26 protein-coding genes are annotated in these 26101 nt (G+C 38.1%); 16 read left to right on the top strand and 10 right to left on the bottom strand.

The features are described from left to right. Window positions 1–4: 4 nt before the first annotated feature. Both mepM and lpxM read left to right on the top strand, forming a co-directional pair. Window positions 5–1330 (top strand): murein DD-endopeptidase MepM, encoded by a 1326-nt coding sequence (mepM, locus tag ACNART_RS02055; protein ID WP_109372239.1) that lies wholly within the window; start codon window positions 5–7, stop codon window positions 1328–1330. A 105-nt stretch (window positions 1331–1435) separates the two neighbouring features. After that, complete coding sequence (lpxM, locus tag ACNART_RS02050; protein WP_198619994.1) at window positions 1436–2410, top strand: lauroyl-Kdo(2)-lipid IV(A) myristoyltransferase; 975 nt, start codon at window positions 1436–1438, stop codon at window positions 2408–2410. An 80-nt stretch (window positions 2411–2490) separates the two neighbouring features. Here the strand turns inward: lpxM and pyk are convergent, their stop codons facing one another. Together pyk and ACNART_RS02040 are read right to left on the bottom strand one after the other, a co-directional pair. After that, window positions 2491–3933, bottom strand: a complete 1443-nt coding sequence (pyk, locus tag ACNART_RS02045; RefSeq protein ID WP_088495460.1) for a pyruvate kinase — start codon at window positions 3931–3933, stop codon at window positions 2491–2493. Window positions 3934–4164: 231 nt separating this feature from the next. Then, complete coding sequence (locus ACNART_RS02040; protein WP_099075468.1) at window positions 4165–5007, bottom strand: MurR/RpiR family transcriptional regulator; 843 nt, start codon at window positions 5005–5007, stop codon at window positions 4165–4167. Window positions 5008–5358: 351 nt separating this feature from the next. Between ACNART_RS02040 and zwf the strand changes: the two genes are divergently transcribed. The 3 genes from zwf (at window position 5359) to mdtI (ending at window position 8177) form a co-directional block, all read left to right on the top strand. Further along, window positions 5359–6834 carry a glucose-6-phosphate dehydrogenase gene (gene zwf / locus ACNART_RS02035; protein ID WP_088495462.1) on the top strand — a complete coding sequence of 492 codons (1476 nt, stop codon included), beginning with the start codon at window positions 5359–5361 and terminating at the stop codon, window positions 6832–6834. A gap of 567 nt (window positions 6835–7401) precedes the next feature. Further along, window positions 7402–7842 carry a multidrug/spermidine efflux SMR transporter subunit MdtJ gene (gene mdtJ, locus ACNART_RS02030; RefSeq protein WP_075671146.1) on the top strand — a complete coding sequence of 147 codons (441 nt, stop codon included), beginning with the start codon at window positions 7402–7404 and terminating at the stop codon, window positions 7840–7842. A gap of 2 nt (window positions 7843–7844) precedes the next feature. After that, window positions 7845–8177, top strand: a complete 333-nt coding sequence (gene mdtI, locus ACNART_RS02025) for a multidrug/spermidine efflux SMR transporter subunit MdtI (RefSeq protein WP_416303426.1) — start codon at window positions 7845–7847, stop codon at window positions 8175–8177. 137 nt (window positions 8178–8314) lie between these two features. Here the strand turns inward: mdtI and ACNART_RS02020 are convergent, their stop codons facing one another. Then, window positions 8315–8659 (bottom strand): RidA family protein, encoded by a 345-nt coding sequence (locus ACNART_RS02020; protein ID WP_198632166.1) that lies wholly within the window; start codon window positions 8657–8659, stop codon window positions 8315–8317. Between the two features lie 85 nt (window positions 8660–8744). Between ACNART_RS02020 and ACNART_RS02015 the strand changes: the two genes are divergently transcribed. From ACNART_RS02015 to rnd, 5 genes are all read left to right on the top strand, one after another. After that, window positions 8745–10688, top strand: coding sequence for an ATP-dependent DNA helicase (locus ACNART_RS02015; protein WP_368926649.1), 1944 nt, complete (start codon window positions 8745–8747; stop codon window positions 10686–10688). A 92-nt stretch (window positions 10689–10780) separates the two neighbouring features. Beyond that, a complete protein-coding gene (tsaB, locus tag ACNART_RS02010) occupies window positions 10781–11482 on the top strand; it encodes a tRNA (adenosine(37)-N6)-threonylcarbamoyltransferase complex dimerization subunit type 1 TsaB (protein WP_109372245.1) in 702 nt (233 codons plus the stop codon). A gap of 87 nt (window positions 11483–11569) precedes the next feature. After that, window positions 11570–12166, top strand: coding sequence for a Slp family lipoprotein (locus ACNART_RS02005; RefSeq protein ID WP_198619998.1), 597 nt, complete (start codon window positions 11570–11572; stop codon window positions 12164–12166). A gap of 301 nt (window positions 12167–12467) precedes the next feature. Beyond that, window positions 12468–14156 (top strand): long-chain-fatty-acid--CoA ligase FadD, encoded by a 1689-nt coding sequence (gene fadD, locus ACNART_RS02000; RefSeq protein ID WP_109372247.1) that lies wholly within the window; start codon window positions 12468–12470, stop codon window positions 14154–14156. A 99-nt stretch (window positions 14157–14255) separates the two neighbouring features. Next, window positions 14256–15374 carry a ribonuclease D gene (gene rnd, locus ACNART_RS01995; RefSeq protein ID WP_198619999.1) on the top strand — a complete coding sequence of 373 codons (1119 nt, stop codon included), beginning with the start codon at window positions 14256–14258 and terminating at the stop codon, window positions 15372–15374. 356 nt (window positions 15375–15730) lie between these two features. Here rnd and minE read toward each other — a convergent pair whose 3' ends face one another. The 3 genes from minE to minC are packed head-to-tail and all read right to left on the bottom strand — an operon-like array spanning window position 15731 to window position 17540. Beyond that, the gene (gene minE, locus ACNART_RS01990; RefSeq protein ID WP_023582089.1) at window positions 15731–16000 is read right to left on the bottom strand and encodes a cell division topological specificity factor MinE; all 270 of its coding nucleotides are present in this window, start codon (window positions 15998–16000) and stop codon (window positions 15731–15733) included. Between the two features lie 3 nt (window positions 16001–16003). Continuing rightward, window positions 16004–16816 carry a septum site-determining protein MinD gene (gene minD, locus ACNART_RS01985; protein ID WP_109372249.1) on the bottom strand — a complete coding sequence of 271 codons (813 nt, stop codon included), beginning with the start codon at window positions 16814–16816 and terminating at the stop codon, window positions 16004–16006. 22 nt (window positions 16817–16838) lie between these two features. After that, entirely contained in the window at window positions 16839–17540 is a 702-nt protein-coding gene (minC, locus tag ACNART_RS01980) for a septum site-determining protein MinC (RefSeq protein ID WP_109372250.1), read from the bottom strand. A 133-nt stretch (window positions 17541–17673) separates the two neighbouring features. Here minC and ACNART_RS01975 point away from each other — a divergent pair, with 133 nt between their 5' ends. From ACNART_RS01975 to ACNART_RS01955, 5 genes are all read left to right on the top strand, one after another. Then, window positions 17674–17961, top strand: coding sequence for a YcgL domain-containing protein (locus tag ACNART_RS01975; protein WP_069369136.1), 288 nt, complete (start codon window positions 17674–17676; stop codon window positions 17959–17961). 24 nt (window positions 17962–17985) lie between these two features. Beyond that, the gene (locus tag ACNART_RS01970) at window positions 17986–19113 is read left to right on the top strand and encodes a lytic murein transglycosylase (RefSeq protein ID WP_198625669.1); all 1128 of its coding nucleotides are present in this window, start codon (window positions 17986–17988) and stop codon (window positions 19111–19113) included. A gap of 53 nt (window positions 19114–19166) precedes the next feature. Then, window positions 19167–19823: a fumarylacetoacetate hydrolase family protein gene (locus tag ACNART_RS01965; protein ID WP_100159367.1), complete on the top strand. Its 657-nt coding sequence runs from the start codon at window positions 19167–19169 to the stop codon at window positions 19821–19823. Between the two features lie 36 nt (window positions 19824–19859). Then, on the top strand, window positions 19860–20303 hold the full coding sequence (locus ACNART_RS01960) for a YcgN family cysteine cluster protein (protein ID WP_088495473.1): 444 nt from the start codon (window positions 19860–19862) through the stop codon (window positions 20301–20303). A gap of 622 nt (window positions 20304–20925) precedes the next feature. Beyond that, window positions 20926–21657, top strand: a complete 732-nt coding sequence (locus ACNART_RS01955; RefSeq protein ID WP_232797488.1) for a DNA/RNA non-specific endonuclease — start codon at window positions 20926–20928, stop codon at window positions 21655–21657. 83 nt (window positions 21658–21740) lie between these two features. On the opposite strand, the gene fetB is transcribed toward ACNART_RS01955, so the two are convergent. The 4 genes from fetB to ACNART_RS01935 all read right to left on the bottom strand — a co-directional run bounded on the left by fetB (window position 21741) and on the right by ACNART_RS01935 (window position 25377). Then, complete coding sequence (gene fetB / locus ACNART_RS01950) at window positions 21741–22514, bottom strand: iron efflux ABC transporter permease subunit FetB (protein ID WP_109372253.1); 774 nt, start codon at window positions 22512–22514, stop codon at window positions 21741–21743. A 50-nt stretch (window positions 22515–22564) separates the two neighbouring features. Beyond that, window positions 22565–23215: an iron efflux ABC transporter ATP-binding subunit FetA gene (gene fetA, locus ACNART_RS01945; protein ID WP_198625668.1), complete on the bottom strand. Its 651-nt coding sequence runs from the start codon at window positions 23213–23215 to the stop codon at window positions 22565–22567. 144 nt (window positions 23216–23359) lie between these two features. Further along, window positions 23360–24280, bottom strand: a complete 921-nt coding sequence (locus tag ACNART_RS01940) for an alpha/beta hydrolase family protein (RefSeq protein ID WP_198625667.1) — start codon at window positions 24278–24280, stop codon at window positions 23360–23362. A gap of 182 nt (window positions 24281–24462) precedes the next feature. Continuing rightward, complete coding sequence (locus ACNART_RS01935; protein WP_109372256.1) at window positions 24463–25377, bottom strand: helix-turn-helix domain-containing protein; 915 nt, start codon at window positions 25375–25377, stop codon at window positions 24463–24465. Window positions 25378–25467: 90 nt separating this feature from the next. Between ACNART_RS01935 and ACNART_RS01930 the strand changes: the two genes are divergently transcribed. After that, a complete protein-coding gene (locus ACNART_RS01930) occupies window positions 25468–26088 on the top strand; it encodes a TetR family transcriptional regulator (protein WP_416303425.1) in 621 nt (206 codons plus the stop codon). Window positions 26089–26101: the final 13 nt, after the last annotated feature.

The following is a 26101-nucleotide window of genomic DNA, read 5'->3' as shown; positions in this document are numbered from 1 at the left end:
GAGCGTGCAGCAGAAGAAATCCATTGCACAGGTATATTTAAGTTTACCACTCCCACATAAGATCATGCTTGGTTCGTTAACTGCAGCAACCTTGGCCGTCGCAATTTGGCGGCCTGTGGTACTTCAAAATGAACAAAGCCGAGAAGTTCCAGTCAGCATTCAAATGCCTCTTGCCAATCAAGGCGAAAATACCGATGACATTATCACTGATAGTAGTGATCAGCTTACCAATGAAGGATTAGTTGATACTGATGATGGCACTGATACAAGCACTGCGGTTGCGCAAGTTCCCCATACTTATATTGTTTCTAGTGGCGATTCATTAAGTTCAATTCTGACTCAGTTTGGTATTGATTCTGCGGATATCGCGACTATCTCTAATCAAAATAAAGATCTTAGAAACCTCAAAATAGGGCAACCTATTAGCTGGGAACTTGATGATAATGGATTGCTTCAAGAATTAAGCTGGGGTGTTTCTCGTCGCGAAACTCGCGTTTATACCCGTACCGAAACGGGTTTTAAAGAAACAAAAGAGTTTCAAAAAGGTGAATGGAAGAACAGTGTAACCACAGGTGTTATTCGTGGGAGTTTTTCTGTCAGTGCAACAAATGCAGGTTTAACCAATGCTGAAGCACGCGCCGTTACCAAAGCATTACAGTGGCAAGTGGACTTTAAAAAATTACAAAGTGGTGACCAATTTGCGGCACTATTTTCTCGTGAAGTGCTTGATGGGCGTACCGAGCAAAGTGAGCTAGTTGGTGTCCGTTTACGTAGTGCGGGTAAAGATTATTATGCGTTCCTTGCTGAAGATGGTCGTTTCTACGATAGCCAAGCGGGTGGATTAGAACGTGGATTTATGCGTTTCCCAACTGTGAAGCAATTTAGAGTTTCCTCTCAATTTAACCCTCGTCGTATTAACCCTGTTACGGGGCGTTTAGCTGCACATAAAGGTGTTGATTTTGCGATGCCAGTAGGTACTCCAGTATTAGCAACAGGAGATGGTGAAGTTATTGTGGCTAAATACAGTGGTGCTGCAGGTAACTTTATCGCTATTCGTCATGGTAGCCAATACACAACACGTTATATGCACTTACGTCAATTATTGGTAAAACCAGGACAGCGTGTTAAGCGTGGCGATAGAATTGCGTTATCAGGAAATACAGGGCGTTCTACGGGGCCTCATTTACATTATGAAATGTGGATCAACCAACAAGCAGTCAATCCATTAACGGCAACATTGCCTCGCGCTGACGGTTTAACAGGTAAAGATAAACAAGAATATCTTGCTAAAGTAAAAGAGATTAAACCTCAGTTAGTGCTAGCCGATTGACAATAAACACGATTTTAAAGACATAAAAGCGGATGATTGATATCATCCGTTTTTGTTTTAATGTTTTTTACGCCTATTAGGGGTATCAATTCAGAGAATTATCTGATGAATAAAGAAAAAGATACAGATAGCAAAGCGGGTTATGTGCCCACTTTTCACCGTGCGTATTTGCATCCTCGTCATTGGGGAACTTGGCTAGGTGCAGGTGTATTAAGTGTATTGGCTTATATGCCAGTAAAATGGCGTGATCCCTTTCTTGCTTCTATTGGCCGTTTTGTTGGACGTAAAGCGAAAAGCGCAAGACGTCGTGCAGATATCAACTTGAGATACTGTTTTCCAACATGGAATAAAACGCAACGTGAAAATGTACTCGACAGTATGTTTGAAACTGCCCCCCAATCCTTTGTGATGTTAGCAGAGCTTTGTTTAAGAGGCCCTGAGCGTATATTAAAACGCACATCTTGGCAGGGGCTAGAAATTATTGAGCGTTTTAAAGCGCAAGGCCGTAATGTCATTTTTATGGTGCCTCATGGCTGGGCAGTTGATATCCCTGCAATGCTATTAGCATCAACAGGTCAGAAGATGGCCGCGATGTTTCACCACCAAAAAGATCCTGTTGCTGATTATTTATGGAATAAAGCACGTCATCATTTTGATGGTCGATTACATTCACGCGAAGCAGGTATTAAGCCTTTTATTTCTTCTGTGCGACAAGGTTACTGGGGCTATTATCTGCCCGACCAAGATCACGGTGCAGAGCATAGCCAATTTGTCGATTTTTTCGGTACTTATAAAGCGACATTACCCGCGATTGGGCGGTTAATGAAAGTATGCCGAGCTGCTATCGTACCGTTGTTCCCAGTGTATTGTCATAAAACACATCAGCTTAGTATTATTGTTCGTGAACCAATGGATGATATTGAAGATAAAGATGATGCGTACATTGCACGCAGAATGAATGAAGAGTTAGAAGCACTAGTGACACCAACGCCAGAGCAATATACGTGGATCTTAAAATTACTTAAGACACGTAAAGAGGGTGAAATAGAGCCTTATGCACGTGAGAATATCCTAGACTAGTTCTTGCACAAGAAATAACCAAATAAAAAATGGGCACTTAATAAAGTGCCCATTTTGTTATTAATATTTAAGACTCTGAGTTATTCAACAGTCAAAATACGGCATGTATTGGTGCTACCGACTGTGCCCATTTGGTCACCTTGAGTGACTAGCACTAAATCACCTGAAACTAAGAAACCTTTATCACGCAAACGACCAATTGCTTCATTAGCAGCGGCAATACCGTCAGTGTGAGTACTACAATAAACGGGGGTTACGCCACGATAAAGTGCAGTCTGATTCAATGTTTTCTCATGACGAGACATTGAGAAAATAGGTAAGCCTGTACTGATACGAGACATCATGCGTGCAGTACGACCTGATTCAGTCATCGCAATAATCGCATTAACGCCTTTCATATGGTTAGCTGCATACATTGTAGACATTGCAATGGCTTCTTCCACTGTATCAAACACCATATCTAAACGGTGCTTAGAAACATTGGCAGCTGGCATTTTCTCAGCACCTAAGCAGACTTGCGCCATTGAAGCGACTGTTTCTGCTGGATATTGTCCAGCAGCTGTTTCTGCTGAAAGCATAACAGCATCAGTACCATCCAATACGGCGTTAGCAACGTCCATTACTTCGGCACGAGTTGGCATTGGATTTGTTATCATGGATTCCATCATTTGAGTCGCAGTGATAACGACACGATTAAGCTGACGAGCACGACGAATTAATTTTTTCTGTACGCCAACCAACTCAGGATCACCAATTTCAACGCCTAAATCGCCACGAGCAACCATCACCACATCTGAAGCTAGAATGATTTCATCAATGATTTCATCATTAGCAACCGCTTCAGCTCGTTCTACTTTTGAAACGATTTGGCATTCACAGCCAGCATCACGGGCTAAACGGCGGGCAAGGTTAAGATCTTCGCCAGTTCTTGGGAATGAAACGGCAAGGTAATCAACACCAATTTTTGCAGCAGTGATGATATCTTGCTTATCTTTTTCTGTTAACGCATCAGCGGAGAGACCACCACCCAGTTTGTTAATCCCTTTATTGTTAGATAAAGGACCGCCCACAGTCACTTCAGTAAAGACTTTTAAACCATCCACTTTAAGGACTTTTAACTGAACGCGACCATCATCAAGAAGTAAAATATCGCCTGGAACCACATCGGCTGGTAAGCCTTTATAATCAATACCCACTTGATTTTGATTGCCTTCGCCTTTTTCTAGCGCCGCATCAAGCAAGAATTTATCACCGACATTCAGGAAAACTTTTCCGTCTTTAAAGGTAGATACACGGATTTTAGGGCCTTGTAAATCCCCGAGAATAGCAACATGGCGACCTAATCTTGCTGCAATTTCACGCGTACGATTAGCACGAGCAAGATGATCTTCCGCAGAACCATGAGAGAAATTTAATCGAACAACATTCGCGCCAGCAATAATAATTTTTTCTAAGTTATTATCACGATCTGTTGCTGGGCCTAAGGTGGTAACAATTTTTGTTCTTCTGAGCCGTCTGGACATGTATTACTCCGTTGACCTTGAACGAAAGGTGTTGGCAATTGGATAAAACAGAAATCAGACTGTGTTTTACCCAATATGTTAAGTGAAACGCTTCAAGCTAATTGCAACATACACTACTGTTTTCATTATATGCGAGAGTTAGCTCGCAGATATGCTACCATTTTTCAAAAACTTATCTAGTCAGGGGCACAATTGGAAGTGTGACTATACTAACAGAATAATTAAAAACGGTTACTTATCAAACCGTGAATCACGTAAAGCTTCTTTGACGCGCTTCAAGTTATCTCTGAATTTTGGTCCTCGGCGTAAAATAAATCCTGTTGCAAGAACATCAATAATAGTGAGTTGTGCAAGGCGGGAGATCATTGGCATGTAGATATCAGTATCTTCAGGCACATCAAGCAAGATGGGAAGGGTTGCTTCAGAGGCTAAAAGAGAGCCCGGAGTTGTAATAGCAATAACCGCTGCATCGTTTTCGCGTGCGATTTTGGCAATTTCAACTAAATTTTTAGTACGTCCTGTATGTGAAATAATAACGACCACATCACCATCAGTACTATTTATGCAACTCATACGTTGCATAACAACATCATCAAAATAAGTGACAGGAATATTAAAACGAGAAAACTTATTCATGGCATCGTGAGCAACGGCTGCTGATGCACCTAAACCAAAAAAAGAGATTTTTTTAGCTTGCGTCAAAATATCAACTGCACGATTGATCGCTGCGATATCAATATTGTTTTTAACGTTTTCAAGTCCTGCCATTGCTGATTCAAAAATTTTATTGGTATAAGAAGAGACAGTATCGGAATCATCAATATTACGATTTACATAAGGCGTACCGTTGGCAATGCTTTGTGCTAATTGTAATTTGAAATCAGGAAATCCTTTTGTTGCCATACGTCGGCAAAATCGATTAACAGTCGGCTCACTGACATCAGCCGTTTTAGCCATTAAGGCAATGCTTGAATGGATAACTGTTTGTGGCGCAGTTAAAACAGCCTCTGCGACTTTTTTTTCTGATTTACTCAAGATGTCCAGATTAGACTGAACCCTTTCCAATATATTCATTAAATATACAGATCCTTGGCTTTGCCAATTTCAATAAAAGGAGAAATCTATAACGGTTTTATGAAAATATACTACGCAAAGAACAAGGCTTGCAGTGTAAACCATCGGTAAACAGGGCTTTTTTCGTTAAAGTATGACGTGTGTCTAACTTTCAAAGCTGAAAACAAGAAACAAAACTGTTGTAAAGTTACAAGAAAGGATAAAACGCTAGGCATAAAATGAAGCATTACAATATGTATGGTAAGTTAAAGACTAATATGTGCAAGTGTATTTACTGAATACATCCAAAAGAGTACATTAATACAAAATTCTGTAACAAAATTACAAAATCTCATCATGAGGAGACGTTCTATGGCAGCGATATCGACTGCTCAGGCCTGTGATCTGGTTATCTTCGGTACGAAAGGGGATCTAGCACGCCGTAAGCTCATTCCATCATTATATCAATTGGAGAAAGCAGGATATATTCACCCTGACTCTCGCATTATTGGTGTCGGTCGTGCTGATTGGGATGTTGAGGCATATAAAAATGTCGCTCATGAAGCGTTAAAAACCTTTTTAAAAGAAGAAATTAACCCTGAAATTTGGCAGCGTTTAAGTGATCGCTTAGATTTTTGTAATCTTGATGTTAATGAAACCGACCATTTCATTGAGTTATCAAAGCATCTAAAACAAGATAAATTACCCGCTATCTATTATTTTGCTATGCCTCCAAGTACCTTTAGCGCGATGTGTCAGGGACTAGGTCATGCAAAATTAAATAAAGAGCCTAATCGTGTCGTAATGGAAAAACCATTAGGGACAGATTTAGCGTCTTCTGTTTCTATTAACGATAGCGTGGCGAAATACTTTAAAGAGACTCAAATTTATCGTATTGACCACTATTTAGGTAAAGAAACCGTTTTAAACCTATTAGCATTGCGCTTTGCAAACTCACTGTTTGTTAACAACTGGGACAATAAAACGATTGATCATGTCCAAATTACGGTTGCAGAAGAAGTGGGCATTGAAGGGCGTTGGGGATACTTCGATCAAGCAGGTCAAATGCGAGATATGGTGCAAAATCACCTATTACAAATCCTGACTATGATTGCAATGTCACCGCCAGCTGACTTAACAGCTGACAGTATTCGTCAAGAAAAAGTGAAAGTTTTACGTTCACTGCGTCGTATTGATAACACAAATATTCGCGAAAAAACAGTTCGTGGACAATATACGGGTGGTTTTGTACAAGGTAAAAAAGTACCTGGTTATCTTGATGAAGAAGGTGCCAATAAAACCAGCAATACAGAAACATTTGTGGCAATCCGCGCTGATATCGATAACTGGCGTTGGGCAGGTGTTCCGTTCTATTTAAGAACAGGTAAACGCCTACCAAGTAAATGTTCAGAAGTTGTGGTTTATTTTAAAAAGCCTGCGCTGAATATTTTCAGTGAGACTTATCAAGAGTTACCTCAAAATAAGCTGACTATCCGTTTACAGCCAGATGAAGGTATCGATATTGAAGTGCTAAACAAAGCACCTGGTCTTGATCATAAACACCGTTTACAAACAACTAAGCTGGACTTGAGTTTCTCTGAAACATTCAACCAAACGCATTTAGCGGATGCTTATGAGCGTTTATTGTTAGAAGCCATGCGTGGCATTCAAGCGCTATTCGTGCGTCGTGACGAAGTGGAAGAAGCATGGAAATGGGTTGATTCAATTATCAATGCATGGGAATGCGATAATGAGCTACCTAAACCCTATCAAGCTGGTACATGGGGGCCTGTTGCATCTGTTGCAATGATCACTCGTGATGGTCGTTCTTGGAATGAAATTGAATAATCAATAATGTCTTTATTGTTTATTCGACGATTAAGATACCCAGCTTTGCTGGGTATTTTTTACCTCTAAGCATAGATACAGCGCTTTAGATGAATAAAACCGCTGAAGGATCGTAAAACTACTGATTAACTATGCAATCTAATTTAAGTTGGAAATTAAAACTTAAACAAAACCAACCAATTAACTAAAAAATTTTCCTCAAAAGCATTGCTTTAAATAATTTGGCGTGATAGAAATATCATGTAACATTTAACCATCTTATATGAGGGTTCGGAGTATATCGTGCGGATGGTCTGTGCGATGAAAGAATAAATAATCATGACTAGCGCCAAAAGCGTCAAAGTTAAACGTTCTACCTATAAGTTATTCCTTTCTGCTATTTTATCCAGCGAACACTACTGGTGTGGCGCATTATAGAAATCTCTCATCTTAATTCCTGAGTTATCAGGAAATGACGTTGCCTTAACGTTTGGCTACTATTGCCGCCAGAAAGACTATCTACATATTCTCTATCTTCTGCGCAAGAAACGTTTCGGCGTATTTCAAATGTGTATGAGAGATGAAAAAATGATTTATTGGATATTTTTAGCATTAGCTATTGTTTGTGAAGTTATCGGTACTTTATCGATGAAGTACGCCAGTGTAAGCGGTGGTTACACCGGTATGATAGTGATGTGGTTAATGATTGCCACTTCCTATATCTTTTTAGCCATAGCCGTTAAAAAAGTGGCATTAGGTGTAGCATATGCACTGTGGGAAGGTATTGGAATTGTCATTATTACGACATTCAGCGTTCTGTGGTTTGGTGAATCACTTTCACCATTAAAATTAGGTGGTCTAGCAATGTTAATTGCAGGGATCACGCTTATAAAATCAGGTACTAAAAAATCGGCTGTTGCTAAGAAAACAACAGAATCGGTAAAAAGTATTGCCGGTAAAGCCAAGCACGTTGCCAGTGCTGTAAAAGGAGCGAATAAGCCAATTCCTGCCAATATCAAGGAGGCTTAATTATGTTAGCTCAATTTGAATGGTGGCATGGTGCGTTTCTGATACTTGCCGTAGTGCTCGAGATTGTCGCGAATATATTCTTAAAAATGTCTAACGGTTTTAGCCGAATGGGATTAGGAATATTATCACTGTTTTGTGTATTAGGTGCCTTTAGTGCACTGGCAATGGCAGTCAAAGGGATAGAGCTTTCTGTTGCTTATGCACTTTGGGGAGCATTCGGAATTATTGCAACCATTGCCGCGGGTTGGATCTTATTTAATCAACGACTCAATTATAAAGGATGGGGTGGAATTATATTATTACTGGTTGGTATGGTAATGATTAAATTTCCCTAAATCTAATTAACTTAATAAATGAGATATTGATAAAACAAAAAATCTAATTATTACAGCAATAAGTGACATTAAAAAGCTGAGTTCTTATGAATTCAGCTTTTTTATATAAACGTAACAGGTCAATAAATAATACCTATTTACATAGCCGCAATAATCTTAATTTCAACTTTATATTCAGGGTGCATTAATTGTGCTTGTACAGTACAACGCACTGGTGCGCTACCTTTGGCAACCCATGCATCCCACGCTTGATTCATTCCTGCAAAATCCTCTTTATTAGCTAAAAAAATTGTTGCATCAAGAATTTTAGTTTTATCAGAACCTAAACGTTGTAACAAAACGTCAATTGCCGCTAATGTGTTTGCTGTTTGTTCAATAATATCGCCCGATAAATTTTCTGGCACCGCAGTGTAATAAATTGTGTCGTTATGAATAACAGCTTCAGACCAGCGATCTTCAGGGTCGATACGTTTAATTGTCATTATGAGTTCTCCTTTGTATTAACGGCATAGGTGGTACTTTTGGTTATCCACTGGCATAATTTACGTCTTATTTTATAAAAAGAGTATGCCTGTGTCAGACGATTTTGCAGAAAACGGGATTTTAACCCGAACTATTCCAGGATTTCATCCCCGTGAAGCTCAACGACAAATGGCGAAATCAATAGAGGAAATTATTGATAAGCAAGGTGTACTTATCGCTGAAGCGGGTACAGGGACAGGAAAAACGTATGCTTATCTTGTGCCCGCGTTGCGTTCGGGTAAAAAAACGATTATCTCAACAGGCTCTAAAGCCTTGCAAGATCAATTATATAGTCGAGATTTACCCACGATCATTGAAGCGATTAATTATGATGGTAATACGGCGTTATTAAAAGGGCGTTCTAACTATCTCTGCTTGGAAAGACTTGATCAGCAAATGCTGAGTGGTGGTGATCTCGAGGCCGAAGTTTTGTCTGATGTAATGTATGTGCGTCAATGGTCAACGCAGACAGAAGATGGTGATGTGAGCCGTTGTCATAGCGTGGCTGAAGACAGTCGTGTTTGGCCTTTAGTCACAAGTACTAACGATAACTGTTTAGGCAGTGATTGCCCTCGCTATAAAGAGTGTTATGTTTTAAGTGCACGTAAAAAAGCAATGGATGCGGATATTGTGGTGGTTAATCACCATTTATTTATGGCGGATACGGTCGTTAAAGATACTGGTTTTGGTGAGCTAATTCCGGAAGCTGAAATTATGATCTTTGATGAAGCCCATCAAATTCCAGATATCGCTAGTCACTATTTTGGTCAACAACTTACCAGTAGACAGCTTTTTGATCTCGCCAGAGACATGACAGTTGCTTATCGCACAGAAGTCCGTGATCAAGTTCAGTTGCAAAAAAGCGCTGATAGATTAACACAAATGGTGATGGATTTTCGCTTAGCGTTAGGTGATACGGGGTATCGTGGAAATTTACGTGAGCTATTGCAAGGTGGTGAAACAAAACGTTTTCTTACGTTACTGGATGATGCCTTAGAACTGAGCTATGACGTAATGAAACTTTCGTTAGGGCGAAGCCAATTACTTGATAGTGCTTTTGAACGCGCCACCGTTTATCGCAATCGCTTAAAACGCCTGATTGATACCACAATTCCGGGTTATAGCTACTGGTTTGAAAGTTATGGTCGCCATTTTTTACTGGCCATTACGCCACTTTCTGTGGCCGATAAATTTCGTGAGCTTATCAAATCACATAAAAGTAGTTGGGTGTTTACCTCTGCAACACTTTCTGTAAATGAACAGATGTCTTATTACACAGACAGGCTCGGTTTAGAAAATGCGACAACACTGATTTTAAACAGTCCGTTTGATTATCAACATCAAACATTACTCTGTGTACCACGTTATTTGCCACCATTAAATCAATCTTATACGGCGAAACGTTTAGCCACTATGCTCACGCCTGTTATTTTAAAAAACCAAGGTCGCTGTTTTTTCCTCTGTACTTCACATGCCATGATGCGTGGACTTGCCGAAGAATTCAAAGCCAGTTTGCCATTACCCGTATTGATGCAAGGAGAGATGAGTAAAACGCAATTACTGCAAAAATTTATCTCATCAGGAAATGCGCTTTTAGTGGCGACTCAAAGTTTTTGGGAAGGTGTTGATGTGCGTGGAGATACATTGTCTTGTGTGATTATTGATAAATTACCCTTTACAGCACCTGATGATCCTTTATTAAGAGCACGTATTGAAGATTGTGAGTTGCGGGGCGGAGATGCCTTTAAAGATGTCCAAATTCCTGATGCTGTTATTAGTTTAAAACAAGGTGTCGGGCGATTAATTCGTGATGTACACGATTATGGTGCAATTATAGTTTGTGATGATAGATTGGTTTCTCGTGCATATGGCGAGGTTTTTTTAAGTAGTCTGCCACCATCACCACGAACGCGTTCACTCGAAAAAACAATGAAATTTTTGAGCCAACGCGCACAGCAGAATGAAATACAAGAAATATCGGATTCATAATAGCGATCGCACAGAATGTGTGTTTATTCTGTTGAACACTATTATGATATTATTATTCCTCTTTTAATTATCGAATTTGCCGGAGTTATGGCGTGTCACTGCGAATTTTAGCAATTGATACTGCAACAGAATCTTGTTCAGTTGCAGTTTGGAATGAAGGCGTTGTTGCTTCACGTTTTGAAATCTCACCTCGTGAACATACACAAAAGATTTTACCTATGGTGAAAAGCGCCTTAGAAGAAGCAAACATCACATTGCAATCATTAGATGCACTTGCTTTTGGACGAGGCCCAGGGAGCTTTACTGGCGTTCGTATTGGTGTTGGTGTTGCACAAGGTATTGCGTTAGGTGCTGAGTTGCCCATGATTGGTATTTCATCACTTGCCACAATGGCTGAAGGTGTCTTTAGAACAACGGGTATTAAACAAGTTCTCGTGGCAATCGATGCGCGTATGGGTGAAATCTATTGCGCTCAATATCAGCGTAATGATGCAGGTGCTTGGGTGGGGGAAGACACTGAAGCGGTGATGAAACCTGAGCAGTTTATTGAAGCATTACAATCAACAACAGGAACATGGGCAATGGCAGGTACAGGCTGGCAAGCTTATCCTGATTTAAAAAAAGCGTTGTCTTTCACTGTTGTTGAAACTGAGATTACATTACCTGCTGCACAAGATATGTTACCCCTTGCTGTAACCGCTTGGCATGAAGGTAAAGCAACCAAAGTTGAAGACGCTGAGCCTGTGTATTTACGTAATGAAGTGACGTGGAAAAAATTGCCCGGTCGTGAATAGATTTGTGAGTATCTATTAGAAATCGAAGAGTAAAGCTATAATAGTACTATAGAGTAACGTCAATAATGACTTGCAATGAGGTGGTTTATGAACAGACAATTAAACTACCGTTTGGTAAGCAAAGCGCTATTTCTATCTGGTGCTTTGTTTCTGGCGGGATGCGTCTCTATACCTGAATCAATAAAAGGTACATCAGCAACGCCTGTTACTGATTTAAATGGAGTTTTTGTTGCACCTGAGCTTTATATTGGCCAAGAAGGGCGTTTTGGTGGACGTGTGATTGATGTTAAAAATCTTCAATCATCAACACAGCTAGAAATTGCTGTTATGCCTCTTTCTCAATATGATGCTGCGCCCGAATTGCAACAGCCTTCTATTGGTCGTCTCTATGCGAATGTTATGCATTTCTTAGATCCTACCGATTATAAAAATCAGTATGTAACAGTAGTTGGTACTATTAAAGGTGTTGAAACTGGCAAAGTCGGTGAAGCGAGTTATCCATTTTTACGTATTGATGTGACGGGCATGAAACGTTGGACGCTGACACAACAAGTCATTATGCCAGCACCTGTTATGACATGGGGATATTATGGAGATGGCCCATATTGGGGTTATCATCATGGATATGGCGGTTACGGTGGATATCCATATGGAACCGGTCAGGTTGTGCCCGTTTTAGAATAAAAAATGGGTATTAGATTCCATGACAAAATAATATTTTATCTCCATTTGTGAGAAACGGTGTATAATCAATATCTATAATATATTAGGTAACTATCTAATAGAGTTATTAAAGTTGAATAAAAATAAAAGAGAGGGCGGTTTTGACCGCCTTCTTTTTTGTTAATCTAAAAATAAAATATTTAGTGACACACTTCGCATCTTCACAACAGAAAATTGTTTGTGCTGGTAGGATGAGTTAATACTTTGTTAAAAATGAAACATAATATTAACCCAAGAAGTGCGATTAATCAGGAGTACTACTTTGGAAAAAGTCTGGCTTAAACGTTATCCGGCAGATGTTCCGGCTGAAATTGACCCGGACCGTTTTGCATCCCTTGCTGAGATGCTTGAAAACGCTGTCGCAAATTACGCAGATCAACCCGCCTTTATCAATATGGGCGAGGTCATGACTTATCGCAAACTTGAAGAGCGTAGCCGTGCTTTTGCAGCATACTTGCAAAACGGCTTAGGATTAAAAAAAGGTGATCGTGTTGCCTTAATGATGCCTAATTTACTGCAATATCCTATCGCGCTTTTCGGTATTCTTCGTGCAGGCATGGTTGTCGTAAACGTAAACCCACTTTACACACCAAGAGAACTTGAACATCAATTAAATGACAGTGGTGCAAATGCCATTGTAATAGTCTCTAACTTTGCGCATACGCTCGAAAAAATCGTATTTAATACCAGTATTAAACACGTTATTTTAACCCGAATGGGTGATCAGCTATCTCGTCCTAAAGCAACATTAGTCGACTTTGTTGTTAAATATATCAAACGATTAGTGCCTAAATATAACTTGCCTGATGCCATTTCATTCCGTAGAGCAATGCATTTTGGTTATCGTATGCAATATATCAAACCTGAAATTACAGGAAGTGACCTAGCTTTCTTGCAATACACAGGGGGAACAACAGGTATTGCTAAAGGTGCTATGTTAACGCACCGCAATATGTTGGCAAATCTTGAGCAAGCAAAAGCGGCTTATGTACCTGCACTAAATGTAGGTAAAGAGCTGGTGGTTACAGCGTTACCGCTATATCACGTTTTTGCTTTAACCGTAAACTGTCTGCTCTTTATTGAAATTGGTGGTAAAAATTTACTTATTACCAACCCTCGTGATGTGAAAGGCACAATTAAAGAGCTAGGACGTTACCCTGTCACGGCAATTACTGGCGTAAATACTTTATTTAATGCTTGGTTACAAAATCCAGAATTCCGTCAGCTTGATTTTTCCAAACTAAACCTCTCTGTTGGCGGTGGTATGCCCGTTCAAAGTAGTGTTGCTAAAGAGTGGGAAGAGTTAACGGGTAAACATTTGTTAGAAGGTTATGGTTTGACTGAATGTTCTCCTTTAGTCACTGGTAACCCTTATAATTTGAAAAAATACAGTGGTAGTATTGGCTTACCTGTACCTTCAACGGATGTGAAGTTTATGGATGATGAAGGTAACGAAGTTGACCGCACTGTAGGCGGTGAAATGTGGGTTCGTGGTCCTCAAGTAATGAAAGGTTATTGGAATCGTCCTGATGCAACTGATGAAGTTTTACATGATGGTTGGGTTGCAACTGGTGATATTGCTACAATGGATGACGAAGGCTTTATTCGTATCATTGATCGCAAAAAAGATATGATCTTAGTTTCAGGCTTTAATGTATATCCTAATGAAGTCGAAGAAGTTGTCACGGCGCATCCTAAGGTTTTAGAATCAGCTGCAATTGGCGTACCGAGTAAAAACTCAGGTGAAGCAGTTAAAGTTTTCATTGTGAAAAAAGATCCATCATTAACAGAAGATGAGATAAAAACACACTGTCGTCGTTACCTAACAGGTTATAAAGTACCTAAAATTATTGAGTTCCGCGATGAATTACCAAAATCAAATGTTGGTAAAATTTTACGCAGAGAGTTAAGAAATGAAGAAAAAGAGTTGAAAACCTCAACTGAATCTTGATACAACACTCAATAACCTTTTTCAATTTCGCCGGTTTATACCGGCGTTTTTGTGATTACATAAAAAAGTCATTAGACATAAAAATAAGAGAAACCTGTTTTGAATTATCAATTGATTACGACAGACACTGCATTAGATACCGCCTGTAAAGCCGCTTCTGAGGCTTCACAAATAGCTTTAGATACAGAGTTTGTCCGCATACGAACCTATTACCCACATCTTGGTTTGATCCAGATGTATGACGGTAAGCAGATCTCTCTTATTGATCCGTTAGCAATTAAGGATTGGGCTCCTTTTGTTGAGCTACTAACAAACTCAGACATTATGAAGTTTCTCCATGCGGGAAGTGAAGATCTCGAAGTCTTTTCTCACCAGTTTGGCTGTGTTCCAACACCTATGATTGACACTCAAGTCGTTGCTGCATTCTTAGGTCATCCCATTTCTTGTGGTTTTGCGACATTAGTTGAGAAATATGAAAATGTTGCACTCGATAAAAGTGAATCTCGAACAGATTGGCTAGCGCGACCTTTAACTGAAAAACAGTGCCAATATGCCAGCGGTGATGTTTTCTATTTGCTACCTTTAGCTGAAAAATTAATTAAAGAAGCTGAAGAAGCAGGCTATATGGATGCCATTGCAGATGAATGCAACATGATTGCAGAACGTCGACAAGAAACGGTTGTACCAGAGCTTGCCTATCGTGATATTAGCAATGCATGGCAATTAAAAGGCCAACAGCTAGCATGCTTACAAATGCTTGCTCAGTGGCGTTTAAATCAAGCTAAATCTCGTGATATGGCATTAAACTTCGTTGTAAGAGAAGAACATTTATGGTCTGTTGCTCGTTATTTTCCTTCATCACTAGCAGAATTAGATGCGTTATCGCTTTCTGGTCAAGAAATTCGTTGTCATGGTCGTCGCTTATTAGATTTTGTTGCTAAGGCAAAAGAAATTAAAGATGAAGATTGCCCAGAGCCTATTGGCAATTTAATTGAACAACCAAACTATAAAAAAGCGTTTAAAGCAATCAAATCGGTTATTCAAGAAATTAGTGAAGACAAGCGTTATAACCCTGAATTATTAGCCTCAAGAAGACAAATAAATCAATTATTGAGTGTTCATTGGAAAATAAGAGAAGGGCAACCTGAGCTTACTTCACGCTGGCGTAAAGCCTTATTAGAAGAAAAAGTCACTGAAATTTTGGCACAATATTCCTAAATTTGTTAACGGCTTATTTTCTAATAGCAAATACTTGAAATGAAGTCGGTATCATTAGTTCAATAAATAGGAGTCTCTTTTGAGGCTCTTATTTTTTGCGCACAAAAAAATCGCCTATAAAAAATAGGTGATACGGATTAATAAGCTAAATAAACAGGGCGTAAAATAAATGTTATAACGGAATAAAAAAACTCCTTTGACTTATCACCAATGATCAAAATAGCAACGAGATATAGCGCTATTTGCGCATTCAGGTGTATTCAATTTGTATATAATTAAACACAGAGCCAATCAAATTAATTATAGTTCATGGCTGGCTCTGTGAATAATGACTTATGTAAAGCGTAAAATATGATTTACTTTGTAGGTTCTTCACTCTCAGGTAAAGTCACATTTAGCTCTAATACAGAGATATCATCACCTTTTTGTTCAAATTGAACTGAAAGCATCTCTGGATCTATCTGCACATATTTGCAGATGACACCTAATAAATCTCTTTTCATATCAGGTAAATAAGCTGGCTCGCTATCACCACGGCGGCGTTCTGCTACGATAATTTGTAGACGCTCCTTGGCAATATTAGCTGTCGACTTTTTACGCGACAGGAAAAAATCTAGTAAAGCCATCTTTTACCCCCCAAAAAGGCGTTTCAGAAAGCCTTTTTTCTCTTCTTCAATAAAACGGAATGGATGTTCTTCACCTAACAAACGATTTACTGTATCTGAATAGGCTTTACCCGCATCAGACTCGCTATCTAAAATAACAGGTTCACCTTGGTTAGATGAACGTAAAACAGATTGATCTTCTGGAATAACACCCAAGAGTGGAATGCATAGAATTTCAAGGACATCTTCCATACTTAACATATCACCACGGTTAACACGGCCGGGGTTATAACGTGTTAATAGCAGATGTTCTTTAATTGGTTCTTCACCACGTTCAGCACGACGTGATTTCGAGGCAAGAATGCCTAAAATACGGTCGGAGTCACGTACTGATGACACTTCAGGGTTTGTGGTGATAACAGCTTCATCTGCGAAATAAAGAGCCATCAAAGCGCCACTTTCGATACCCGCAGGTGAGTCACAGATAATAAAATCAAAACCCATTTCATCAAGTTCATCTAATACTTGTTCGACACCATCACGAGTGAGCGCGTCTTTATCTCTTGTTTGTGAAGCAGGGAGAATAAATAGATTTTCTGTACGCTTATCTTTAATCAATGCTTGATTTAAAGAAGCATCACCCTGAATAACATTAACAAAATCATAAACAACTCTACGTTCACAACCCATGATAAGGTCTAGATTACGCAACCCAATGTCAAAGTCGATAACAACCGTCTTATGACCTTTTTGAGCGAGGCCGGTAGAAATGGCCGCGCTGGAAGTTGTTTTACCAACCCCACCTTTACCTGACGTAACAACAATAATGCGTGCCATGGCGTGATTCCTTGTCGATGCTCTAAATTAAGTTCTCGATTGTTAATTCATTCTCTTGCAAACTCAGTTGTACTGATTTACCAACAAAGTCTGTAGGAATTTGGTCGCTTAGCCAATATTGACCAGCAATAGAAACAAGTTCAGCAGACAGATGTGTACAAAAAATATGACTCTCTTGATCACCCGATGCTCCTGCAAGCACACGTCCACGTAACACACCGTAGACATGAACATTACCATCAGCAATTAATTCAGCGCCTGCACTTACATTACTGATAACGACTAAATCGCTATTTTGAGCATAAATACGCTGACCTGAACGCACAGGTGTATGGATGATTTTTGTTTTTTGACGAACAACTGTCGGTGCTTCATTCGTTTTATCGTTATTTGCCTGAGTGCTTGGCTTAACTATTTTACCTTCATTTAAGATAGGTAACTGTGCGGCAATTATCGCTTCTTTCTGTTGAGCGTTTGAACTACCACTAATTCCCACGACTCGTAAGCCAGCATCTTCTACAATTCGCCTCAGTTTTTTAAAATCAATATTTTCATCTGCCAAAGCAGAGACATTGATAACCACAGGTGCGTTTTTCAGAAATTGAGGCGCTTGTGCAATTTTTTCTGAAATAGCCTGACGAATAACTTTCGGTGTTCCATCGTTTAAATGGAGTACTGAAAGGGTAAAATTACTGCCTTTTAACTCAATGGGCGTGTTTGACATCTATCTGACTCAGTAAATTTTTTATAATCTGGCACAAAAAACCAGAGACGATATTACGAAAGTATATAAGCATGTTATATTTACTAAAATATTCAGGCAAGTCGCTTATTTTAATAATTAGAGTTTAATGAAAATGATTTGTGCAATTTACCGTAGTACCAAACGTGATCAAACTTATTTATACATCGAAAAAAAGGATGATTTCTCTCGAATTCCGGACGAATTATTACAAAGTTTTGGCGAACCACAATTTTCAATGTTGCTTAATCTCGCGGATAGACAGCGTTTAGCGCATGCTGACATTGAAAAAGTCAAAAAAGCATTAGTTGAGCAGGGTTTTTACTTACAAGTTCCACCCCCTGTCGAAAGTATGTTAAATGCTTATTTAGATGAATTAAAAAAATCAGAAAAAACTGAATAAATCATCGAGATAAAAGGAGCATAAATGTTCAAATATTCATTCATCGCTGTGATTGTTTCCGGTTTAATGTTATCTGCGTGTACTCATAGCCAACAAAAATTGGCTGAAAGGCAAATTACTGCACCAGAGGAAAAGGCAGTTGAAGCACAAAAAATGCCTCGATGGAAACAAGTGAATGTTGCATCGTTAGAACAAGCGTTTCCTAAAGACACTCGCACTTCTGCACAATTTCCTGCTTATGTTGAAGCGTTAAAATTGAAAGCAGCTCAATTGGGATATAAACAAGAAACAATAGATTTTGCTTTTTCAGAAGCACATTTTATTGAACGAGTGATTAAATCAGACCGTAATCAACCGGAAAAGAAAATCACACTCGATGTTTATTTACCGCGCATTGTCACCAATGGGCGTTTAAACCAAGGGGCTAAGCTTTATCAAGAGAATCAAGATACCCTAGAACAAATCAGCAAAAAATATGGTGTGCCTGCAAACTATATTGTTGCGTTATGGGGACTTGAGAGTGGCTTTGGTAAGGTGCAAGGCAAAGAAGATGTTGTCTCTGCACTTGCAACGCTTGCGTTTGAAGGCCGTCGAGAAGAACTTTTTGCTCGTCAATTGATGGCAGCATTAGAGATTATTGAAGAAGGACATATCCCTCAAGGACAGCGTCTCAAAGGCTCTTGGGCGGGTGCTATGGGGCAAACTCAGTTTATGCCATCTTCCTTCCTAACTTATGCCGCAGATGGCAATGGTGATGGAAAAATCGATATTTGGAATACTCAAGAAGACGCATTTGCTTCGGCTGCTAACTATTTAGCGACTGAAGGTTGGAAAAGTGGACTTCCTTGGGGAGAACAGGTTACTTTATCGGTAGATTTTAACCAACAGCTTGAAGGCATTAAGACCGAACAGAAAAAAACGGTCGCTCAATGGAAAGCGTTGGGTGTTCAATTACCTGTAAATAGCCAATTGAACGATGCTATGACTGTATGGTTAATCATTCCTGATGATGATTTGCACAGAAGCTATTTAGTAACACAGAACTTCCGTACGATTATGCATTGGAACAGCTCTTACTTTTTTGCCCTCAGTATTGTCACAATGGCTGATGGCGTTGCTAATAAAATAAATTCACTACCTAACGCGAGCTAATCGCGTTTTTATAGTGAAATAAAACACAGCAATTTACCTAAAAGGAACACATTATGTATCAACATCGTGATTGGGAAGGTGCGTTACTTGATTTTCCTGTCAATAAAGTGATTTGCGTTGGCAGTAACTATGCAAATCACATTAAAGAGATGGGGTCCGTTCGCTCAGAAGAGCCTGTGATTTTTATCAAACCAGAAACAGCAATGTGTGATATTCGCCAACCTATTGCTATCCCAAAAGATATGGGAGCGGTTCATCACGAAATTGAATTAGCGGTACTTATCGGTCAGCCACTTAAGCAAGCTAACGAAGATAGGGTTGATCGTGCAATTGCGGGTTTCGGTCTTGGTCTTGATCTCACATTACGTGACTTACAAGGTAAATTGAAAAAAGCAGGGCAACCATGGGAAAAAAGTAAAGCGTTTGATGGCTCTGCACCATTATCAGGTTTTATCCCTGTCAATTCATTTGGCGACCCGCAAAATGCGGATTTAATGTTACGTGTTAATGACGAGATTCGTCAGCAGGGTAACAGTCGTGATATGCTAACCCCTGTTTTGCCCCTTATCAGCTATATGTCTCGCTTTTTTACCCTACGTCCTGGTGATGTGATTTTAACGGGGACACCTGAAGGTGTTGGTCCTCTAGAATCAGGCGATATGTTGGTATTAAGTGTTAATGAACATCAGCTGACAACGCGGGTTATTTAATTCGTATTAGATGAGCAATAAGGTAATAACGTAGAGATGACACAGGCTTTTTGGCAGACTAAAACATTAGATGAAATGAGTGATGATGAGTGGGAATCGCTCTGTGACGGGTGTGGACAGTGTTGTTTACACAAGTTAATGGATGACGATACTGATGAGATATATTTTACCAATGTCGCTTGTAATCAGCTAAATATTAAAACTTGCCAATGCAGTAATTACGAAGATCGTTTCCGTTATGAGCCAGATTGTATCAAACTTACACGGTATAATTTACCAACATTTGAGTGGCTACCAATGACATGTGCGTATCGCCTGTTAGCAGAGGGTAAGACGTTACAAAGTTGGCATCCACTTATTGCAGGTAATAAAGCAAAAATGCACCAAGGCAATATTTCCGTAAGATATATTGCGGTACCAGAAACGGAAGTTGAAGATTGGGAAGATCATATTCTTAATCGTCCGAAAGGGCGTGGTTAATTACTTCTTTTCATTAAAAAGCGCCTTTATAGGCGCTTTTTGTTAAAGGAGCTAAGTAATGACAATAGATATTGCTGGGTCAGCTATACCGATTGACATGATGTCAATGATAAAAAATTCCTAATTTGATGCCAATAAGAGAAAAAATATTCATCAAATAATCTTTTTAAGAAAACTTATTGACGAGATGGGAAATATAGTCCATGATTATTCTCATGGTGGAAAATTTGAATTTCACCAACTAAATGAATAAATGCCTCGCTTATGCGGGGCTTTTTGCATTTTAGTGCTGTGAAAATTCCCTCCATATTTTATAGCAAAATTCTGAGTCGTATTCAGTCATTGAAAAGCACATCAATATTAAAATGATGCGCTTTTCTTTATCGTTTATTACCAGAATTCACTAAAAGAGAAGAATGGATTTTCTCTTATCTAAAACATCAAAACTCGCTTCGGCGAGTTTTTTTGTTTTTCTTCATTTTATAAAAAGGAATTTTATATGAAACGTATTACCCCGATTATTTTATCACTTCTTATGGTTTCAACTAGCTATGCCAATTCAGAGACGATGGTAGGGCCTGATCTTGAAACACAACCATCTGCCGTTGCGCGTGATACTTCAATGCGTGCAATGAATGATGAAAACTGTGGTATTGGTTGTCCATTAGGAGGCAGTGAAACCACAATTCAACGTGATGTTTATACATTAAATAATAATAGCGAAACCAAGTTTGCGGACTGGGTTGCTTATTTAGTGACTAAAGACAGTATTGGTAGTGGTAAAGCACGTAACTGGAAAAAAGACCCAGCTTTAGGTAATGATGAAACCTTATCGCCAACGGATTACAAAAATGCCAATGCCACATTAAAAGTTGACCGTGGTCATCAGGCGCCTTTAGCTTCATTGGCTGCGTTGCCTGGCTGGAATGCACTTAACTATCTTTCGAATATCACACCACAAAAAGCAGATTTAAACCAAGGTGCGTGGGTGCGATTAGAAGATCAAGAGCGTAATTTGGCAAAAGAAGGTCATAAAGTCTTTACAGTTACTGGTCCTATCTATGAAAGAGATATGGGTAAATTGCCAAGTACAGATAAAGATCACACAATTCCAAGCGCTTATTTTAAAGTGGTTTTTCTAAATGATTCACCTGAAAACTCCTCTTATGCAGCGTTTATTATGGATCAACAAACACCGAAAAAAGCAAATTTCTGTGAATTCCAAGTAACTGCGGCAGAAGTGGAAGCACGTACAGGTCTAACACTCTGGAGTCAATTACCTGAAAGCGCTCAAGGTGTGAAATCTCAATCTGGTGAGTTAGTCAAAAAAATGGGATGTACGGTATTAAAATAAGATTTTAAACCGATTTCTTAGTAAGTAATAAAAAAGGTCACTCAATTGAGTGACCTTTATCAATATAGTTAAATGGCTATAATTTAGCGGTTTTCAAGATTAATAAGCTGGTGTCGCTGATTAAAAAACTTCTTATAGGTTAAATAGCAAGCAATAATGGTTGAAATACTGGCTGTTGCCATCAACATAAAAGTCACCATAATTTGATATTTAACAGCTTGTAATGGATCAACACCGGCAAAAATAAGCCCTGACATCATACCCGGTAAACTCACAATACCCACAGTTTTTGCTGCATCAACGGTCGGGATCAATGAAGATTTAATGCTATCTCGAATAATACTCATTGAGGCTAATTTAGGTGTCGCACCAAGGCTTAACATCTCTTGCAATTGCTGTTGTTGATTTTGAAAACGTTGACCCAAATTATTATAACAAAGCCCTGTTGCTATCATCGCATTACCCGCAATCATCCCCGTAATAGGAATAATTTGAATTGGTGTAAAAGCAATAGAACTGGTGAGCAATAAAATAGTTAAAGTTAATAGTGCCCCAGTTGTAATAGCAGTAAATGAGATCAGAAAAATATCTTTAACGTATTTACTTCGCTTTTTGGCATTATGAGCTGCGTTATAGCAGATAAATAACACCATTAAGAAGGTGAGAATAAAATGGTCAACATGGAAAATATAGGTCAAGACATAGCCAACAATTAATAGTTGAATAATGGCTCTTGCTGTACTCCAAATAATATCTTTTTCTAAAGCTAGTTTTTCTTTGCGACTAATAAAAATAGCCACGAGAACTAATAAAAGCGAGAAAATTAGAGATTCATTGCTTATCGTATGTTCGTTCATAATATTATGTTCGCTCATAACAAAAGGATGACTGAGAAAGAAATAAAAAATCAGGCATCATTGTGAGAAGGTAATAAAATCACATCATCAGCGTGTTTTATTTCATTTTGATCGTGAGTAACCCACAACACAGCAAGATTTTGATCTTTAACGTACTGGTGAATAACATCATTCACTTTTGTTTTATTATCTTCATCTAATGCACTTGTTATCTCATCAAGTAATAAGATTTTTGGCATAAATTGCAGATTTCTTATCAGTGAAATACGCTGCTTTTCACCGCCAGAAAGTTCATTAATTCCTTTTTTCATAATGGATTCAGGTAAACAAAAATAATCCAAATCATGTGCTAGTTTCTTATCATCCACTGAGAGTTTTCGTAAGAAATAAGGAAATTTAAGGTTATCGTAAACAGTTTCACCAAATAACATAGGTGTTTGAGTGCAATAAGAAACTTGTTGACGATATTCTTCGGGTGACAACGTTAAATAGTCTTTATTTTCAAAGAAAATTGAACCCTTGGTAGGTGATAATAGAGAAGCGACAATCTTGAGTAAGGTACTTTTACCACAACCTGAAGGGCCTGTGATAAGTTTAAATTCAGAAGGTTGAAGTTCAAAATTGATATCATCGAGGATAGTTTTGTTATCGACTCGATAACTTATTTTATCAAGACGTAAAAGTGCAGTCGTGCTTTCCATTCTTATCCCAAACTTAAAAGAGAGAATAATAATTATTATACAGAATTAACGATATAAAGATCCTGCTTTAAATCAGTTAGTAAGCAAATTTGTTACTATTGAAGTATAGGATAATAAGAATGCGAGCCTATAAAAAAGATAAAATTATTTTGTATATTGAGAGTACCACTGCTGTATATCGCTGATTATTTCATTCGTTAAACGCTCGCCTTGTTCATTATAAAACCCATGATCTAGTTTATTGTATTTAATAAATTTCACATTAGGCTGATTGATATCTTGGCTTAATTGATGAAATGCATCGACATTTACATTAGTGTCATTAAGTGTCTGAATAATTAATACAGGGGTGTGTTGATTACTTTTAATGACTTTGAGTAAATCGATAGTAAAAAATTGTTGCCACCATATTTTACTGTGTTCGCTTATAAATTGTTCATCATCTATTTGATTATTTTTTATTGCGTCAGCAAATTGCTGAAAGCCATTTAGAGCATCTTCAACGTGTTCTTTCGGTGTGGTATGGCGGATATTATAAAGAACATCATCAAGAAAAAAACGACCCCCGCCATTTAACGCAATAGCTGCTTTAATATCATTGCGCTTAGTTACCACTAAATGCACCATCGTGGCGCCTTCACTTCCACCAATTAAAATAATATTCGGATACTGTGAGGATAATTTATCTAACACAGCTTCATAATCTTCGATTCGTTGCTTGGGATTATCATGACGCTTATAGATTTTAGGACAATCAACACGTTCACCATCATATTGTGAATACGGTAATAGGGCGGTAATACCGTATTTTTCCACCATGAGAACATCACTATTTGGTAACCACTGACCAAAAGTTTCTTGGATAAACATGTTATTTTTAATGCTGTTACAGTCAGAGCCTTGCATTAATACTAATAGAGTTTGGTTTTTTTCAGCTCGTTTATCCAAGTAATAGCTAATTTCACTACCATCTTTCCGTGGGAGTAGATGTGTCGATATTTTTGCATAACTTTCAAAAGAAGGAAGCAAAAAAGTAGAGAGTAAAAATAGAAGTGAAATGCGCATGATCACCTTATTTGTTTTTGTAGGGAGGTAATACGAAATTTTATTTTAATAATAAGTAAACAGCTAATTTAGTGAATTATTGTACAGAAACAAGTGATGAAAAATTTATCGCACAGATAGCCACTATGAAATTAATCTGCTCTTAATAAAATAGCCTGAAAATTCAAGCTATTTGAGGATCATCAATGGATGGGAACGAAATAATCAATCTCTAAGGTTTTTGGTAATTCCATTAAATCAACATCAGTTTCTATACTGACATACCTTTCAATATCAGCGCCTAAGCGACGACATAAACCTAATGCAGGTAGCGTATAAAAATAAATTTTCATCGCAAACTGCTTATATTCTTCTAATGTTCCCTTAAATTGAAATCGGACATAACGTCCTCCTTCTATCACTCTTTTTCTAAAACCACTGGTTTTTGTAAAATGATCTAAGTTATTCAAGCCAATTTCATAATCAATTTGGATTTTATTTTTACGTAAAGTATTGGGTTGATATGAGATAAGCACCGTACTTTCCGTAAAATTTTTATCAGTATACAGTAAAAAATCATTCCAAAATTGATGACGAATATCTTCATGTAATTTGCCAATATCTTCTATAGAGCAAAAATATTGATATTGCATGCCGTAAACATAACTGTCTGGTAATTCCATAATCTTAGGAATAGGCAAATCAATAACATCAAAATTAATGGGGGGCTGGAAATTATTACCACAAAGATTATCAAGTTTACGATATTCCGTTGGTGTAACACCAAATGTTGCTTTAAAGCGACGAGTAAATGACTGTTGAGAATCAAATTGATAACGCAATGCAACAGTGAGAATAGGTAACTTTGTTAACCGTAACTCTGTTGCAGCTTTTGTTAAACGTCTTCCTCGAATATACGAAGCAAGCGTTAAACCCGTTGCTTGTTTAAATACGCGTTGTAAGTGCCACTTTGTGTAACCTGATTTAATTGCCACATCATCAAGTAACAACGGTTTTTCCAGATTCACCTCAATCCAGAGAAGGAGTTCTTTGATAATTTCTATATTAAATGAGGATAAGGTATTGGAGGGGATAAGCCCATTGTACTGAGATGACATGATGATTTCCTGAAAATATTTTGTTCAGTTTACACGAAACTGATACCCATATATTATTACATACTTATGGTATGTTTTAAGGGTTTTATCATGAAAATAAAATCACGGCAACAAGAGAATTCAGAGCAAACGCGCTCTGCGTTACGTGAAGCTGCACAAGAACTATTTATAAATCAGAACTATTGTGATGTTTCTGTTGATGAAATATCACGTCACGCAAGAGTAACGAAAGGGGCGTTTTATCACCACTTTAGTAATAAGAAAGCCCTATTAAAAGAGTGCTATCTTTTTCAGGTTGATAAAGTTGTTGAAAAACTGGTTCAAATTCCTACCTATGATGATCAATGGCAAGAGTTAGAGGCTATTTTTAGTTTCTGTGTTGATCATATTTATCAACATAAAGATAAGCTTATTCCCCTACAAGAAATAATTTCCGTTTTAGGTTGGAAGGAATGGGATGAAATTGATTCACAAATTCTTATTCCTCGAATAAAAAAATGTGTAGATACGCTTTATGATAAACAAGAAATTTGTACCTATTCTCCTGATATTGTCGTTAATTTAATTTATGGATTTGTTACGCATATCGCGATTAATTTAAAAAATGAAACTACATTACCTGAAAATGCTTGTAAGGATTTTAAAATGATATTTTCTGATTTTTTAATGGGAATGAAACAATCTTCAATAAATGTGAAAGACCATAAATAGCACAAAAATAATG

Source organism: Proteus sp. LHD240705, from assembly GCF_047921555.1.
Taxonomy (GTDB): domain Bacteria; phylum Pseudomonadota; class Gammaproteobacteria; order Enterobacterales; family Enterobacteriaceae; genus Proteus.
This window is presented reverse-complemented; position numbering and strand designations above follow the sequence as displayed.